This window comes from Friedmanniella luteola, from assembly GCF_900105065.1.
In the GTDB taxonomy this organism is placed as follows: Bacteria; Actinomycetota; Actinomycetes; order Propionibacteriales; family Propionibacteriaceae; genus Microlunatus; species Microlunatus luteolus.
Map to the genome: position 1 here is coordinate 1,902,698 of NZ_LT629749.1, position 14,473 is coordinate 1,917,170.

16 protein-coding genes are annotated in these 14,473 nt (G+C 75.8%); 7 read left to right on the top strand and 9 right to left on the bottom strand.

Features of this window, described 5'->3' with window-relative positions; genetic code table 11:
- The first annotated feature begins 47 nt into the window (after nucleotides 1-47).
- Nucleotides 48-638 carry an XRE family transcriptional regulator gene (locus BLT72_RS09015; RefSeq protein WP_091412182.1) on the top strand — a complete coding sequence of 197 codons (591 nt, stop codon included), beginning with the start codon at nucleotides 48-50 and terminating at the stop codon, nucleotides 636-638.
- A 5-nt stretch (nucleotides 639-643) separates the two neighbouring features.
- Here the strand turns inward: BLT72_RS09015 and BLT72_RS09020 are convergent, their stop codons facing one another.
- Nucleotides 644-1,852 (bottom strand): RNA polymerase sigma factor, encoded by a 1,209-nt coding sequence (locus BLT72_RS09020; RefSeq protein ID WP_091412184.1) that lies wholly within the window; start codon nucleotides 1,850-1,852, stop codon nucleotides 644-646.
- A gap of 10 nt (nucleotides 1,853-1,862) precedes the next feature.
- On the bottom strand, nucleotides 1,863-2,255 hold the full coding sequence (locus BLT72_RS09025; RefSeq protein WP_091412186.1) for a YciI family protein: 393 nt from the start codon (nucleotides 2,253-2,255) through the stop codon (nucleotides 1,863-1,865).
- A gap of 161 nt (nucleotides 2,256-2,416) precedes the next feature.
- On the opposite strand from BLT72_RS09025, the gene BLT72_RS09030 reads away from it, so the two are divergent.
- From BLT72_RS09030 to BLT72_RS09045, 4 genes are all read left to right on the top strand, one after another.
- Nucleotides 2,417-3,310, top strand: coding sequence for an alpha/beta fold hydrolase (locus tag BLT72_RS09030; protein WP_091412188.1), 894 nt, complete (start codon nucleotides 2,417-2,419; stop codon nucleotides 3,308-3,310).
- A gap of 59 nt (nucleotides 3,311-3,369) precedes the next feature.
- Nucleotides 3,370-3,918, top strand: a complete 549-nt coding sequence (locus BLT72_RS09035) for a dihydrofolate reductase family protein (RefSeq protein ID WP_091412190.1) — start codon at nucleotides 3,370-3,372, stop codon at nucleotides 3,916-3,918.
- A 178-nt stretch (nucleotides 3,919-4,096) separates the two neighbouring features.
- Nucleotides 4,097-4,927: an oxidoreductase gene (locus BLT72_RS09040; protein WP_091412192.1), complete on the top strand. Its 831-nt coding sequence runs from the start codon at nucleotides 4,097-4,099 to the stop codon at nucleotides 4,925-4,927.
- Between the two features lie 42 nt (nucleotides 4,928-4,969).
- On the top strand, nucleotides 4,970-5,893 hold the full coding sequence (locus BLT72_RS09045) for a nucleoside hydrolase (protein ID WP_091412195.1): 924 nt from the start codon (nucleotides 4,970-4,972) through the stop codon (nucleotides 5,891-5,893).
- 44 nt (nucleotides 5,894-5,937) lie between these two features.
- On the opposite strand, the gene solA is transcribed toward BLT72_RS09045, so the two are convergent.
- Entirely contained in the window at nucleotides 5,938-7,071 is a 1,134-nt protein-coding gene (gene solA, locus BLT72_RS09050) for an N-methyl-L-tryptophan oxidase (RefSeq protein WP_091412197.1), read from the bottom strand.
- 151 nt (nucleotides 7,072-7,222) lie between these two features.
- Between solA and BLT72_RS09055 the strand changes: the two genes are divergently transcribed.
- Nucleotides 7,223-7,981: a class I SAM-dependent methyltransferase gene (locus BLT72_RS09055; protein WP_091412199.1), complete on the top strand. Its 759-nt coding sequence runs from the start codon at nucleotides 7,223-7,225 to the stop codon at nucleotides 7,979-7,981.
- 9 nt (nucleotides 7,982-7,990) lie between these two features.
- Here BLT72_RS09055 and BLT72_RS09060 read toward each other — a convergent pair whose 3' ends face one another.
- From BLT72_RS09060 to BLT72_RS09070, 3 genes are all read right to left on the bottom strand, one after another.
- A complete protein-coding gene (locus tag BLT72_RS09060) occupies nucleotides 7,991-9,835 on the bottom strand; it encodes a S9 family peptidase (protein WP_091412201.1) in 1,845 nt (614 codons plus the stop codon).
- A gap of 9 nt (nucleotides 9,836-9,844) precedes the next feature.
- A complete protein-coding gene (locus tag BLT72_RS09065; protein WP_091412203.1) occupies nucleotides 9,845-10,684 on the bottom strand; it encodes a VOC family protein in 840 nt (279 codons plus the stop codon).
- Between the two features lie 68 nt (nucleotides 10,685-10,752).
- The gene (locus tag BLT72_RS09070; protein WP_091412205.1) at nucleotides 10,753-12,324 is read right to left on the bottom strand and encodes an alpha-N-arabinofuranosidase; all 1,572 of its coding nucleotides are present in this window, start codon (nucleotides 12,322-12,324) and stop codon (nucleotides 10,753-10,755) included.
- A gap of 106 nt (nucleotides 12,325-12,430) precedes the next feature.
- Between BLT72_RS09070 and BLT72_RS09075 the strand changes: the two genes are divergently transcribed.
- On the top strand, nucleotides 12,431-12,712 hold the full coding sequence (locus BLT72_RS09075; RefSeq protein ID WP_091412206.1) for a DUF1905 domain-containing protein: 282 nt from the start codon (nucleotides 12,431-12,433) through the stop codon (nucleotides 12,710-12,712).
- Between the two features lie 7 nt (nucleotides 12,713-12,719).
- Here BLT72_RS09075 and BLT72_RS09080 read toward each other — a convergent pair whose 3' ends face one another.
- The 3 genes from BLT72_RS09080 to BLT72_RS09090 are packed head-to-tail and all read right to left on the bottom strand — an operon-like array spanning nucleotide 12,720 to nucleotide 14,448.
- A complete protein-coding gene (locus BLT72_RS09080) occupies nucleotides 12,720-13,334 on the bottom strand; it encodes an SRPBCC domain-containing protein (RefSeq protein WP_091412209.1) in 615 nt (204 codons plus the stop codon).
- A complete protein-coding gene (locus BLT72_RS09085; protein WP_091412212.1) occupies nucleotides 13,331-13,708 on the bottom strand; it encodes an ArsR/SmtB family transcription factor in 378 nt (125 codons plus the stop codon). Before BLT72_RS09085 ends, BLT72_RS09080 begins: the two co-directional genes overlap by 4 nt.
- Nucleotides 13,709-13,731: 23 nt before the next feature.
- Nucleotides 13,732-14,448, bottom strand: a complete 717-nt coding sequence (locus BLT72_RS09090) for a CDP-alcohol phosphatidyltransferase family protein (RefSeq protein WP_091412214.1) — start codon at nucleotides 14,446-14,448, stop codon at nucleotides 13,732-13,734.
- Nucleotides 14,449-14,473: the final 25 nt, after the last annotated feature.

A 14,473-nucleotide genomic window follows, 5' to 3' on the forward strand; every position in this document is an offset into this window, starting at 1 on the left:
ACGACGAGCCTAGGAGACTCCTGCCGCTTACGCATACCCTCTTGCTCATGACGCAAGAACTCGTGCTCGACGCCGTCGTCCGGCAACGCATCCGCAGCCTCCGGCTGGCGCGGGGGTGGTCACTGGACGTGCTGGCCGCCCGCTGCTACCTCAGCCCCTCGACGCTGAGCCGCCTGGAGACCGGGCACCGCCGGATCGCCCTCGACCAGCTGGTGCCGATCGCCCGGGCCCTCGGCACGACGCTCGACCAGCTGGTGGAGCCCGTCGACGACGAGGACGTGGTCATCCGCCCGCAGCGAGACGAGGCGCGCGGGACGACCACCTGGACGCTGACCCGCGCCGACGCCGCCCACGGACTAACGGTGGCCCGCATCCGCCTCGACCCCGGGCCGGTCGACGACGACGGCCCGCTCGGCGTGCACCCGGGCCGGGACTGGTTCACCGTGCTGTCGGGGACCGCGCGGCTGCGGCTGGGGGAGCGGACGATCCTCGTCGAGGCCGGGCAGGCGGCGGAGTTCTCGACGATGGTGCCGCACGCGGTGCGGGCGCACGGCGGGCCGGTCGAGGTGCTGGTCATCCTCGACGCGGACGGCGGTCGCAGCCACCTGCTGCCCACGGCGGCGGGTGGCGAGGGCTGAGCGCGTCAAGGGCCCAGGGCGACCAGCCGCGCCGCCCGTGCGTTCAGGTAGCGCTGCTCCGGCCGGCTGGCGGTGAGCCGGGCGGCCTCCCGGTAGTCGGTCAGCGCCCCCTGGTCGTCACCCGCCAGCTCCCGCAGGTGGGCCCGGACGGCGAAGAGCCGGTGGTGGCGGCGCAGCGCCGGGGCGTCGGCGACCGTGGCCAGCAGGGCCAGCCCGTGCTCGGGACCCAGCGCCATCCCCGCCGCGACGGCCCGGTTCAGGGTCACCGCCGGTGCCGGGGCGACCCGCTCCAGGTCGGTGTAGAGCAGCAGCACCTGGGCCCAGTCGGTCGCCGCGGCCGTGGCCGCCTCGGCGTGCACCGCGGCGATGGCCGCCTCCAGCTGGTAGCGGCCGACGTGGCCGTGGGGCAGCACCTCCTCCAGGATCTGCAGCCCCTCCGCGATCGTCACCCGGTCCCAGCGCCGGCGGTCCTGCTCCGCGAGCGGCACCAGGTCCCCCCGGGCGTCGGCGCGGGCCGCGTGCCGGGCGCCGGTCAGCAGCATCAGGGCCAGCGCCCCGGCGACCTCGTCGTGGTCGGGCAGCAGGGCCCGCAGCCGGCGGGTCAACCGGACCGCCTCCGCCGTCAGCGTCGCGTCGACCAGCGCGGCGCCGCTGCTCCGGGTGGAACCCTCGGTGAACACCACGTGCAGCACGTCCAGCACCGCCGCCACCCGGTCGGGCAGCTCGTCGGGACCCGGCCGCTCGAAGCGGGCACCGGCCGACCGCAGGGTGGCGCGGGCGCGGCTCAGCCGCTGGGCCATCGTCGCCTCGGGGACCAGGAACGCGGTCGCCACCTCGGCCGTGCTCAGCCCGGACACCGCCCGCAGCGTGAGGGCGACCTGCGAGACCCGGCTCAGCGCCGGGTGGCAGCACAGCAGCAGCAGCTCCAGCGGGTCGTCCGTCGACGGCGCCGCGACGTCCGGCATCACCGCCTGCCGCTGCTCCCGGGCGGTCCGCGCCTGCTCGGCCCGCACCTGGTCGACCAGGCGCCGGGAGGCGACCCGCACCAGCCAGCCCCGGGGGGAGTCCGGCCGGCCGTCCCGGGGCCACTGCCGCGCCGCCGCCTCCTGGGCGGCGTCCTCGCAGTCGGCGAGGTCGCCGTGCCGGCGGAGCAGGGCGCCGAGGACGTGGGCGGACTCCTGGCGCCACACGTCCTCGAGGTCCGTCGTGCTCACGGTCGAGGCGTCACTGGTCGTCGGCCCCCGGGTGCATCGTGGCCCGCAGCTCGACGGTCTCGCCCGGGCCGGCGAAGACGGCGGCGATCTCCTCCGCCCGCTGCCGGCTCTCCACGTCGACCAGGAAGAACCCGGCCAGGTGCTCCCGGGCCTCGGAGTAGGGGCCGTCGGTGGCGACCGGGCGCCCCGTCTCCCAGCGGTAGAGCCGGGCGTCGGCCGCGTCGCCCAGCGCCTCGCCGCCCACCAGCTCACCCGAGGCGGAGAGCTCGCTGAGCAGCTTCTCGAAGTCGGCGTTCAGCCGGTCGCGCTGCTCGGCCGGCAACGCCTGGTGCTCGGGCAGGAAGTCGCTCGTCGGATGCCCCCAGGGGCGGGGGTTCGAGTGGATCATGATCACGTACTTCACGGGTGCTCCTTCGGTCTGGACGGGGCCGCTCGACCCTCGCACCGCTACGTCGGAGCCGCCACCCCCGTTCTCGACATCCCGCCGCACGGGCCCGGGACCCCGGCGATGAGTTCTCGTCGGTGCCCCGGTCTACCGTGCGGACGACGAGCTGAGGAGGACCCATGACCAGCACCACCACGACCGTGGACGCCGGACGTCTCGCGGTGCCCGGCGGCGAGCTCTACCACGAGGTCAGGGGGAGTGGGCCGCTCGTGCTGGTGATCGGCCAGCCGATGACCGCCGAGCCCTTCACCCCGCTGGCCGAGCTGCTCGCCGCGGACCACACGGTCGTCACCTACGACCCGCACGGCCTCGGCCGGAGCACCGTCGAGGACCCGTCCCTGCCGGTCACCCCGGAGGTGCAGGCCGACGACCTGGCGCTGCTGGTCGCCCACCTGGGCGGCGGGCCGGCCGACGTCGTCGCCAGCAGCGGCGGCGCCGTCACCGGACTGGCGCTCGCGGCCCGGCACCCGCAGCTCGTCCGCACGCTGGTGGCGCACGAGCCGCCGGTCTGCGACCTGCTGCCGGACGCCGCGCACGTCCGCGCCGTCACCGACGGCATCGTCGAGGCCTTCGAGCAGCACGGTTCCGGGGCGGCCTGGGGCGGCTTCGTGGCGCTCGTCGTGCACGACGGGGAGCTGACCGGGCCGTCGGTGCCCCCGGCGGCGTGGTCGCCACCCGGGCCGGCGGACGGAGCGGCCGGTGACACGGCCCCGCCGCAGCCGCCCGAGCCGTCCGCCAAGCAGCAGGCCGACGACGCCCTCTTCTTCCTGCGCATGCTCAAGCCGTTCACCCGCTACGCCCCCGACGAGGCGGCGCTCCGCTCGGGCGGTCCCCGGGTGCTGGTCGGGGTCGGCGCGACCAGCGGGGCCGGCGTCGCCGTCCGCTCCGCCCGGGCCCTCGCCGACCGCCTCGGCGTGACGCCGACCGTCTTCCCCGGCGACCACGGTGGCTTCATGGCCGACCCGCAGGGCTTCGCCGCGGTCCTGCGACCGCTGCTCGCCGACCCCTCCTGACCGCCAGCCCGACCGTCCTGCCCGGTCCGCGGGCGGGACCACCACCGAGAGGAGCTCCCGTGGGAGCCGTGCACGTCCATGAGTTCATCAGCCTGGACGGGGTCATCGACACCCCCAGCTGGACCTTCGACTACGGGTTCGACGAGCGGATGGGTGAGGCGATCGGCGCGGTCACCGCGCGCTGCGGGGGCATCCTCCTCGGCCGGACCACCTACGCGATGTTCGAGCAGGGCTGGGCGGACCGGACCGTCGAGGACGACCCCGGCGCCCCGTTCTTCAACGACACCACCAAGTACGTCGTCTCCTCGACCCTCACCGGACCCACCTGGCGCAACTCGGAGGTGGTCGGCGGCTACGACCCGGAGACGATCCGCGCGCTCAAGGCGTCGGTCGAGGGGGACCTCTACGTGAGCGGCAGCGGGACGCTGGTCCGCGCGATGCTCGCCGACGGGCTGGTCGACGAGCTGCACCTGTTCGTGTTCCCGACCGCCCGCGGCGACGGGCCGCGGCTCTTCACCCAGCTGATCGAGCCGGGCACCCTCGAGCTGGCCCGCAGCGACGCCTACGCCAACGGCGTCGTCTACCTCTGCTACCGCCGGGTCGGCTGAGGCCGGGCGGGCACCTCGGAGCCGTCGGGACCGGGGTCGGGACGGGCCGGCGTGCTCGCCCACCTCCGCTGCTCCGTCCGGGGGCCCGGAGGTACCGGCAGGGCCTCCCGGCGGCGGTGCCGGACGCCGTAGCGTCAGGGGGCACGCACCGGGCGTGCTCCCGACGGAAGGACCCCTCATGTCCACCTGGCTGATCACCGGCTGCTCCACCGGCCTGGGCCGCGACCTGGCCCGGGCGGTGCTCGAGCACGGCGACCAGGTCGTGGTCACCGCCCGCGACGCCGCCCGCGTGCAGGACCTCGCCGACACCTTCCCCGAGACCGCGCTCGCGGTGGCGCTCGACGTCACCGACGCGGCTCAGGTCGCCGCGGCGGTGCGGGCCGCGGAGGAGCGCTTCGGCGCGGTCGACGTGCTCGTCAACAACGCCGGCTACGGCTACCGGGCCGCCGTCGAGGAGGGCGAGGACGACGCCGTCGCCCAGCTCTTCGCCACGAACTTCTTCGGCGCGGTCGCCATGACCAAGGCCGTGCTGCCCGGGATGCGCGCCCGCCGGTCCGGCACCGTCGTCAACATCTCCTCCATCGGCGCGCAGATCTCGCCCGCCGGCTCCGGCTACTACGCGGCCAGCAAGGCGGCGCTGGAGGCGGTGTCGGCCTCGCTGGTCAAGGAGGTCCAGCCGCTGGGCATCGCCGTCGTCGTCGTCGAACCCGGCGGGTTCCGCACCGACTTCGCCGGACGCTCGCTCACCCAGGCCGCCGAGCCGATCGCGGACTACGCCGAGACGGCCGGTCGCCGACGCAAGGAGCACGACACGGTCCACGGCACCCAGCCGGGTGACCCGGCCAAGGCAGCGGCGGCGATCATCGCAGCGGTCGAGGCGGACGAACCGCCGACGCTGCTGGTGCTCGGCCAGGACGCCCTGAACGGCTACCGGGCCGTCCTCGACGCGCAGCGGGCGCAGCTCGACGCGTGGGAGGGGACCAGCGCGAGCACCGGCTACGACGCCTGACCGCGGACCCGGCCGGCCGGCCGCGGCGGTAGCGTCTCGGGCATGGTGACCACGGTGGCGCTGGACCTCGACCTGGCGATGGGCGCCCCGGGCAGCGACATCGACGACGGCTTCGCCCTCGCCCTCGCCGTCGCCGACCCCGCGATCGACCTGGCGCTGGTCACGACCGTCAACGGCAACACCGACGTGGCCACCGCGACCACCCTGACGCTGGAGCTCCTGGAGCGGCTGGGTGCCGAGCACCTGCCCGTGCACCGCGGGGCCGCCCGGGCGCTGCTGCACCCGGCGGAGCGGTTCGGCACCGTGCCCGAGGGGATCACGGCCCGGTCCCCGCGGGCCGGCCACGCCGTGCCGGCGCTGACCGGACTGGTCCGCGACCACCCGGGCGAGGTCACCGTGGTCGCGGTCGGGCCGCTGACCAACGTCGCCCTGGCGATGGCGCTCGACCCGGACTTCGCGGGGGCCCTGGGCGGGCTGGTGGTGATGGGCGGGGTGTTCGCCGGCAGCACCGGCGCCCGCGGCATGCCGGGGGAGTTCAACGTGTGGAGCGACCCCGAGGCCGCCCGCATCGTGCTGCAGAGCGGCGTCGTCGCCCGGTGGGTGGGGCTCGACGTCACCCGCCAGGTCCGCCTCCACCGGACCGAGGCGCAGGCGATGGCGGACGACCCGCACCCGTTCACGGTCTTCGCCGGCCGGTACTCGCTGGCCTGGATCGACCACCTCGCCGCCACCTCCGAGCCGGGCACCGGCTCCTGCGCCCTGCACGACCCGTTGGCCGTGGCCGCCGTCTCCCGGCCAGACCTGCTGGACTTCGTCGACGCCCACGTCGAGGTGCAGCTGGACGGGGTGGCCCGGGGCGTCGTGGTCGCCGACCGGCTCGACGCCGACGTCAACGCCCGGGTCGCACTCGGCGTGGACCCCGCCGGCTTCCGGGAGCACCTCACCACCAGCCTGCGCCGGCTCTAGTCCACCGTCGCCGGGGCACGGGCGCCCGCCGGCGGTCGCAGCGGTCAGGGGTCTGCGGTGGCCGCGAACCGGGTGGGGGCCAGGAACCCGAGGTCGAAGGGGGTGGTGCCCTCGACCACCAGGTCGGCGACGACCTCCCCGACCACCGGCACGAACTTGAAGCCGTGCCCGGAGAAGCCGGCCGCGACCACGACCCGGTCGTCCAGCCCCGGGACGAGTCCCAGCACGAAGTCCTCGTCGGGGGTGCTCGCGTACAGGCAGCCGGTGCTGCGGACCAGCCGCCCCGCTGCGCCGGGCAGGTGCCGGTCGAGGACGGCGCGCATCTCGTCGACCTCCTCCGCGGAGCCGTCGGGCTGGAGCCGGTCCGGGTCGATGACCGGCCCGCGGTTGTGGAAGCCCACCTTCACGCCGTCGGCCCCGTCGAGCGGGAAACCGTAGAGGGAGTCCCCGGCGGCCAGGTCCCAGATGAAGGTCGGCATGCGGGCCGGTGCGAAGCGGCCGGGCTCCGACGGGGTGAAGAAGTGCATCACCCGGCGCTCGACGCGGATCGGGATCCCGAGCGACCCGGCGAGCGCCGGCGTCCAGGCCCCGGCGGCCAGCACCAGCCGCGCGGCCCGGTGCACGGCGTCCCGCGTCCGCACGGCGACACCGTCACCGGTGACCTCCCAGGCCAGCACCCGCTGGTCGGTGAGGACCCGCGCGCCGCGCTGCCGGGCGCGGCCGGCCAGGTGGGCGACCGTCAGCTCGGGACGCACGAAGCCGGCGTCGGGTTCCAGCAGCGCGGCCTCGTCGTCGCCGGGACGGAAGGCGGGGAAGCGGCGGCGCACCTCCGCGGCCGTGAGGGTCTGCACGGCGACGCCGCAGCGGGCCGCCGTCGCCGCGGCCCCCGTGAGCACCGGTGAGTCGGCGTGGCCCAGCACCAGGCAGCCCACGCGGTGCAGCGCCAGAGCCGGCGGCAGGGCGTCCCACAGCTGGTAGGCGCGCCGGAGCAGCGGCAGGTAGTCGGGGCTCTCGAAGTAGGCCTGGCGGACGATCCGGGTGCTGCCGTGGCTGGACCCACGGGCGTGCGCCAGGCCGAACTGCTCGAGGGCGAGGACCCGCTGGCCGCGCCCGGCCAGGGCGTCCGCCGCGGCCGCCCCCATCCCGCCGACCCCGACCACGATGACGTCGTGCTCCACCGGTCACCTCCTCGTCCGGCCGGCGCCGCCAGGAGCGCTGGCCCCGCCACCGTACGGCGAGGGTCGGCTGAGCGGCGCCGTTGCACCGGGCGCCCCGTCGGCACGGCCGGTCGGCATCCCCGGTCGGGCCCGTGACGCCTAGGCTGGCCGGGTGACGTTCGCCGTCGCGGCCGAGGCCTACGGCCGCTTCATGGGGCGCTGGTCGGAGCCGTTGGCGGTCCGGTCGGAGCCCCATCTCGGTCTGGCGCCGGGCCAGCGGGCGCTGGACGTCGGCAGCGGGCCGGGTGCCCTCACCGCCGTGCTGGTCGCCGCCCTCGGAGCCGGGGCCGTCACCGCCGTCGACCCCTCGCCGCCCTTCGTCGAGGCGCTGCGGGCCCGGCTGCCCGGGGTCACCGTGCAGCGGGCGTCGGCCGAGGCCCTGCCGTTCCCCGACGCGACCTACGACCTCACCGCGGCCCAGCTGGTCGTGCACTTCCTGACCGACCCGGTCCGCGGGCTCGCCGAGATGCGCCGGGTCACCCGTCCCGGCGGCCGGGTGGTGACCACCGTCTGGGACCACGCCGGGGGCGGCGGGCCGCTCGCCCTGTTCTGGCGGGCCGTGAGCGACCTCGACCCCGCCGCCCGCGGCGAGTCCGACCTCCCCGGGACCCGCGAGGGACACCTCGTGGAGCTCGCCGGGTCCGCCGGGCTGGTCGACGTGCAGCCGTTCAGCGTGACCGTCGCCCGGACGTTCGTCGACGCGGAGGAGTGGTGGGAGCCCTTCACGCTCGGGGTGGGGCCGGCGGGCGCGCACGTCGCACGCCTGGACGGGGTCGCCCGGGCGACGCTGCGCGACCGCTGCCGGCAGCTCCTGCCGCCGGCGCCGTTCACCCTCGAGGCGACCGCGTGGGGGGCCGTCGGCCGGGTCTGACGCCGGTCGTCAGCGACCCAGCCGTGCCACCAGGAAGCCGATCGCCGCCGGGTAGGCGTCCTTCCGGTTGGCCCGCTTGGCGAGCCCGTGACCCTCGTCGGCGTAGACCTTGAGCTCGTGCGGGATGCCCCGGGCGGCGAGGGCCTCGACGATCTGCTCGGCCTCGGACAGGGGCACCCGCGGGTCGTTGGCGCCGTGGATGACGAACAGCGGGGCCCGCAGCTGGTCGAGGTAGGTCAGCGGCGAGGCGCGGACCAGCAGCTCGCGGTCGTGCGCCAGGCTGCCGTACTCCCGCTCCCGGTACGCCCGCCGGTAGCCCGAGGTGTTCTCCAGGAACGTGACCAGCGACGAGATGCCGACGATGTCGACCCCGGCTGCCCACAGGTCCGGCTGCATGGTGGTGCCGGCCAGCACCATGTAGCCGCCGTACGAACCGCCCCAGAGCGCCGCCCGCGCCGGGTCCAGGCCGAGCGCGGGCAGCCAGGCGTGCAGCGCCGCCAGGTCGGCCACCGAGTCCAGCCGCAGGTCGACGTCGTCCAGGCTGTACCACCGCTTGCCGTAGCCGACCGAGCCCCGGACGTTGGGCACCAGGACGGTGAAGCCGCTGCCGACCAGCGCCTGGACGACCGGGGAGAACAGCAGCGTCGACGCGCCCTCGGGGCCGCCGTGCACCAGCACCACCGCGGCACCCGCCAGCGCGGGCGCCGCCGCCCGGGGGGTGTAGACGAAGCACGGGACCCGCTCCCCGTCCGGCGTCGGCACCCGGTGCGCGGTGGGCTCCACCAGCCCGGCGGCGAGCTCGGCGGGCACGCCCTCCCGGCCGTCCACGACGGTGCTCACCGCACCCGTCGCCGCGTCGACGGTGAGCAGCGAGCCCGGCACCGTCGGGCTGGAGAACGTCAGGACGAAGCGGGAGGAGTCGGTGGCCCACACCACGTCCGCCACCCCGCGCTGCTCCAGGAGGACGGGGCAGCGCAGCGTCCCGTCCGCCTCGTGCACGGCCAGCTCGGTGGCCCCGTCGACCAGCCGGCCGACCACCAGCGCCGTCCCGTCGGGCGAGGGCCGGACCTCGAGGTCGTGCTCGTCGTCCGCGACGAGCGTGCTCCAGGTGGAGCCGTCCAGCGCCACCCGGACGACGGCGCTGAACTCGCGCCCGTGGTTGGAGGACAGCACCAGACCCTCGTCGTCGGCGGTCCAGCCGCCGCAGTGGTGCGCCGCGTGCTCGTCCGGGTCGGTCACCTGGCCGTCGCCGACCGCCCGGGGACCGGCGAGGAACACCAGCGTCGAGGCCGGTTGCAGGCTGAGGGCGGTCACCGCCACCGAGCGGCCGTCGTGGGCGACCACCGTGTCGGCGACGTAGCCGCCGCCGTCCCAGACGGTCTCCTCCTGCCCCGTGTCCCAGGACCGCACCACCACGTCCATGTCGACGGCGTTGCGGCGGTTGGTCGAGTAGACGAGATGCTCCGGGGTGACGTCGCGGAGCACGTGCATGAAGGCGGGGTCGGCGACCAGCGGCGTCAGCTGCTCCAGGGTCCGCGGCGTCGTGGGGCGGGTCGCGAGGTCCAGCAGCGAGAGCTGCATGTTCTCGTCCCCGCCCTGGTCGTGCTGCACCACGACCTGACGACGACCCGGCACGTAGCGGCCGGTGCAGCGCGACGGCAGGTCGGTCAGCGCGGTGCGGGTGCCGTCGGGGTCGATCTCCACGAGTTGCACGCTGCCCCGCTCGTCGTGCCCGGCCAGCACCCGGCCGTCCGCGTCGACGTCGAAGGCCTGCCACGTCCGGAGATCCAGCAGCGCGCCGACGAGGGCGGTGACGGCGCCGGGCGTGGGGCTGGGCAGGGTCGGGGAGGCCATCGCGCCAACCTAGTCCGGCGGCGTGAGCTGGCTGAGGGTGAGGGTGGCGCCCTGGGGGTCGCGGATCCGGGCCCGCCGCGTCCAGGCCGACTCCCCGGTGCCGAGCAGCACCCCCCCGAGCTCGACCGCCCGAGCCGCCGCCCGGTCCCGGTCCTCGACCGAGAACACCACGTGCCAGTGGGGTGGCTCGTCCGGCTCCCGACCCGTCATCCCGGCGACGACGTCGGCGAAGCCGGGTGGTGCGGCGGCCTGCCGCCTCCGGATGCCCGGGTCGCTGGTGGCCGCCAGGTGGTCGCCGTAGCCGTCCACCAGGACCGAGGTGGCGCCGGGCCCGGCCGGCTGGAACCGCCAGCCGAAGCCGGCTCCGTAGAAGCGCTGGGCGCCGTCGGGATCATCCGTGTGCAGGTCGCTGAAGTTCCAGGCCCCGGGCACGTTGGCCAGCTGCACCCCGAGCCGCCGCCGGGCCTGCCAGAGCCGGAGCTCGGCGCCCTCCGGGTCGGCCAGGACGGCCAGCCGCCCGCCGGGTCCGGCGTCGGCCGGGTGGCTGAGCACGTCGGCACCGAGCCCGGCCAGCCTTGCCGTCGTGGCGTCGGCGTCGGCCGTCGCGACGTAGGTGTGCCAGGCGGCCGGTCCGACCCCCTCCCCGGCCTGGCCCACGGCCGCGACGTCGCGCCCGTCGAGGGCGGCGATGACGTACCGGCTGGGCGCGCCCGGCGGGGTGGCGTCGGTGAAGGACCAGCCCAGCAGGCCGGCGTAGAAGTCGAGCGCGGCCGGCACGTCGGGCTGCTCGGTGTCGACCCAGCTGGGCACGCCCGGCGGGTAGGTCCGGGGGACGGCGGCGGCGGTCATGGCGGGCTCCTCGCTGCGGGGCGATCAGTTGCCCCGACGCTAGGCGCGACCACTGACAGTTCCGGCCGTCACCCCTGCAGGGTCAGCTGCACCGTCGCGAAGGAGTGGGCCGGCAGCTGCACCGTGAGGGTCCCGTCCTCCAGCCGGAGGTCGGTCAGCGGCGCCGGGCGGACGCTCTCGGGGGCCTCCGGCGTGTTGTGCGCGCTCAGCCGCGGGGCGGCCAGCAGCTGGCCGACGGCCTCGCCGACCCCCGCCCCGCGCAGGTCCAGCGCCACGGTGACGGGCTCGTCGGCGTCCAGGTTCGTCAGCGACACGAGCACGCTCGAACCCTTGCGGCTGGCGGAGGCCGACACCAGCTCGACCGCCGCCTCGCCCTCCCCGCGGGAACCGACACCCCGCAGGGCCAGGGGCAGCCGTGCGGCGTCGTGGTGGCCCTGGTTCATCGCGAAGACGTGGTACGTCGGGGTGAGCACCATGGCCTCGCCGTCGGTGAGGATCATCGCCTGCAGCACGTTGACCGTCTGCGCGATGTTGGCCATCACCAACCGCTCCGCGTGGTCGTGGAAGGCGTCGAAGTGCACGCCGGCGACCAGGGCGTCGCGCAGGGTGTTCTGCTGGAACAGGAAGCCGGGGTTGGTGCCCGGCTCGACGTCGAACCAGGTGCCCCACTCGTCGAGCACCAGCCCGACGGTCCGCTGCGGGTCGTAGGCGTCCATGACCGCGGCGTGCCCCGCCAGGGTGCCGCGCAGCCGCTGGGCCTGGTGCAGGGTCCGGTAGTACTCCTCGGTGTCGAACTCGGTGGCGCTGCCCTTGTGCTGCCAGGGCCCGGGCACCGTGTAGTAGTGGAAGGAGACCGCCTGGTAGAGGCCGGACCCGTGCCGCGGCCCCGAGCGGCCGCCGAGCTGGTGGCCGAGACCCCTCATCAGCGTCTCGGTCCAGTGGTAGTCGGCGTCGGCCGCCCCGGCGGCGATCCGGTACAGCCGGTTGTCCCCGTGGTCGCGGCTGTAGGTGCCGAACTGGCGGGCCAGGTCGGCGTAGAACTCGGCGCGCATGCCGCCCCCGCAGCCCCACGGCTCGTTGCCCAGCCCCCAGTAGGTCACCGGCCACGGCTCCTCGCGGCCGTTCTGCCGCCGCAGCCGCGCCATCGGGCTGTCGTCGGCCCGGGTCAGGTACTCCACCCAGTCGCTGGTCTCGTGCACGGTGCCGCTGCCGACGTTGGCCGACACGTAGGGCTCGGCGCCGAGCAGCTCGCACAGGGCCATGAACTCGTGGGTCCCGAAGCTGTTGTCCTCGACGACGTCGCCCCAGTGGCTGTTCACCATCGTCGGCCGCTGGTCGCGGGGACCCACGCCGTCGCGCCAGTGGTACTCGTCGGCGAAGCAGCCGCCCGGCCAGCGCAGGTTGGGGATCGCCAGGGCCTTGAGGGCCTCGACGACGTCGAGCCGGATCCCGCCCTCGTTCGGCAGCGGGGAGTCCTCGCCGACGAAGAACCCCCCGTAGATGCAGCGGCCGAGGTGCTCGGCGAAGTGGCCGTAGAGGTGCCGGCTGATGGTGGGGCCGGGGAGGTCGAGGTCGAGGACGCCGCGCACCGGGCCGTCGGGCGTGGTGGTGGCGGGGGCGGACTCCTGGTTCACGGTCATCGTGCTCCTGGTCGAGGGCGGTCACGGGCGTCGGCTGACGGGGCCGAGCCTGCCAGGGCCGGCCCGCCGGCCCGCGTCGGGGTGGCCGGTTGCCTAGGCTGACCCCGTGACCTGGGAGATCACCGGCGAGCTCTGGTACTGGCGCGGACCGGCGCCCTGGTTCTTCGTCACGGTGCCCGAGGAGGAGAGCCTCGACCTGCGGGAGGCCGCGGCCTCGCTGAGCTACGGCTGGGGCATGGTGCCGGTCACCGCCACCGTCGGGGGCACCACCTGGACGACGTCCCTGTGGCCGCAGGAGGACCGCTACGTCGTGCCCGTCAAGGCGGACGTCCGGCGGGCCGAGGGGTTGGCCGAGGGTGACGTGGTGACGGTGCTGCTGAGCGTCTGAGCGGGGTTCAGCCCACCGGGTCGGGCGCGTACTGGGCCGCGGCCACCGCCGCCGCCTCCTCGACCTCCTCGCTCGTCGCGGTCCCCGAGGCGCGGACCACCTCGACCCAGGCCGGGACGCTGCGCCGGCCCAGCTCCGCGTCCTGCTCCGGGGTGGCGCGGACCGGTGGGTCCTGCTCCAGCAGCAGCCCGAGGTGCAGCAGTGCCTCGTCCCAGCCCGGGCCGGCGTAGAGGGCGCCGGCCCCGCTGCCGGCCAGCGCCCGCGGCACCGTGTGCTGCACCTCGACGAGCGTGGCCCCCGGCTCGTCGGCCGGTCGCAGGCGCACCTCGACGACGCTGGTCGGGCCGCCGAAGGTGACCCGGAAGCGGTGCGGCGGCTCGCAGGCCAGCACGTCGCCGCCGGCGTTCCCCTCCAGCTGGAACGAGCCGCCGACGGTGAGGTCGCCGGTCACCGGCAGGAACCACCGCGCGAGCCGGTCGGGGGTGGTGAGGGCGTCCCAGATGTCCGGGACGGCGCCCCGGTAGCGGCGGCGGAGGAGGACGCGGACGTCCTCCCCGTCCGGGCCGTCCACGAGGTTGACCTCGCGGGTGGTGGCGGCGATGGCGTGCTGCAGGTCGATCATGCCGTGTCCTTCCGGGCCGGTGAGGGGGACTGCTGCGGGGTGGTGGTCGTCCGGCGCTCGCGCCGTCCCCGGGCCAGCTCGGTCTCCAGGGCGTCCAGGCCCCGGCCGAGGTCGCCGGCGAACTGGGCGAGCCACCGGCCGACCTCGTCGAGCGGCGCGGTCCGGACGGTGTAGACACGCCGGGTGCCGAGCGGCTGGACCGTGACCAGCCCGCTCTCCCGCAGCACGCGCAGGTGCTGGGAGGCGGCGGGCCGGGTGATCCCGAACTCGGTCCCGACGGCGTCGGTCAGCGCCCCGGCCGTCTGGGCGCCGGCGGTGAGCAGCTCCAGCAGCCGGCGGCGCACCGGGTCGGCGAGCACCTCGAACGGGTTCACCACCCCAATGTGTCAGATCTTGCTTACGAAAGCAACGCCTTACTCACCAGAGCTGGTCGGTGCCGGTGGAGCCAGAGGGCATCGCGGCCGAACGACTCGGCGAGCAGCAGCAGGGCGAGGGCGACGACGGCGCCGGCCGCGAGCGGCGGCACCAGCCCGCTGGCGGCGAGCAGCAGGGCGGCGGCCTGGCCCACCCCCACCACCTTCCGCCAGGGGCGGGGTGGCAGCGCCGCCCCCAGCCAGGGCAGCAGCCAGCCCGCCAGCACGAACAGGTAGCGGGCGGCGCCGATGAGGAGCACCCAGGCCCCGAGGTCGCGGGCCACGTGCAGGCTGAGCACGAGGACGAGCAGGGCGTCGGCCTCCACGTCGAAGCGCGCCCCGAAGGCGGAGGCGGTCCCGGTCCGCCGGGCGACCCGGCCGTCGACGCCGTCGAGCACCAGTCCCAGCACCGCCAGCCCGACGAGGGCACCCGGCGCCGGCGGTCCGACCAGGGCGTCGGCTGCCAGGGCGGCGACACCGCCCGTGAGCACCACCCGGACCAGGGTGACCCGGTCCGCCGGACCCAGCCGCGGGGTCGCGGTCCTCTCGAGCCCCGTCGTCAGGGCCAGCACGGTGACCAGCCCGACCACCAGGCCGACCACCCAGCCCGCCGCGCCCAGCCCGACGGTCCGGTCGAGCCCGACGAGCAGGGCCTCCTGACCCGCCAGCCCCAGCAGCGGCCCCCGTCGCAGCACCCTCATGGCCACCTCCGCCTCGCGCCCCCGT

What these genes read in the sequence shown, in the direction of transcription:
- BLT72_RS09015 (WP_091412182.1), top strand. Translation starts at nt 48, where the DNA reads ATGACGCAAGAACTCGTGCTCGACGCCGTCGTCCGGCAACGCATCCGC.
- BLT72_RS09030 (WP_091412188.1), top strand. Translation starts at nt 2,417, where the DNA reads ATGACCAGCACCACCACGACCGTGGACGCCGGACGTCTCGCGGTGCCC.
- BLT72_RS09040 (WP_091412192.1), top strand. Translation starts at nt 4,097, where the DNA reads ATGTCCACCTGGCTGATCACCGGCTGCTCCACCGGCCTGGGCCGCGAC.
- BLT72_RS09045 (WP_091412195.1), top strand. Translation starts at nt 4,970, where the DNA reads ATGGTGACCACGGTGGCGCTGGACCTCGACCTGGCGATGGGCGCCCCG.
- BLT72_RS09060 (WP_091412201.1), bottom strand. Translation starts at nt 9,835, where the DNA reads ATGGCCTCCCCGACCCTGCCCAGCCCCACGCCCGGCGCCGTCACCGCC.
- BLT72_RS09065 (WP_091412203.1), bottom strand. Translation starts at nt 10,684, where the DNA reads ATGACCGCCGCCGCCGTCCCCCGGACCTACCCGCCGGGCGTGCCCAGC.
- BLT72_RS09070 (WP_091412205.1), bottom strand. Translation starts at nt 12,324, where the DNA reads ATGACCGTGAACCAGGAGTCCGCCCCCGCCACCACCACGCCCGACGGC.
- BLT72_RS09080 (WP_091412209.1), bottom strand. Translation starts at nt 13,334, where the DNA reads ATGATCGACCTGCAGCACGCCATCGCCGCCACCACCCGCGAGGTCAAC.
- BLT72_RS09090 (WP_091412214.1), bottom strand. Translation starts at nt 14,448, where the DNA reads ATGAGGGTGCTGCGACGGGGGCCGCTGCTGGGGCTGGCGGGTCAGGAG.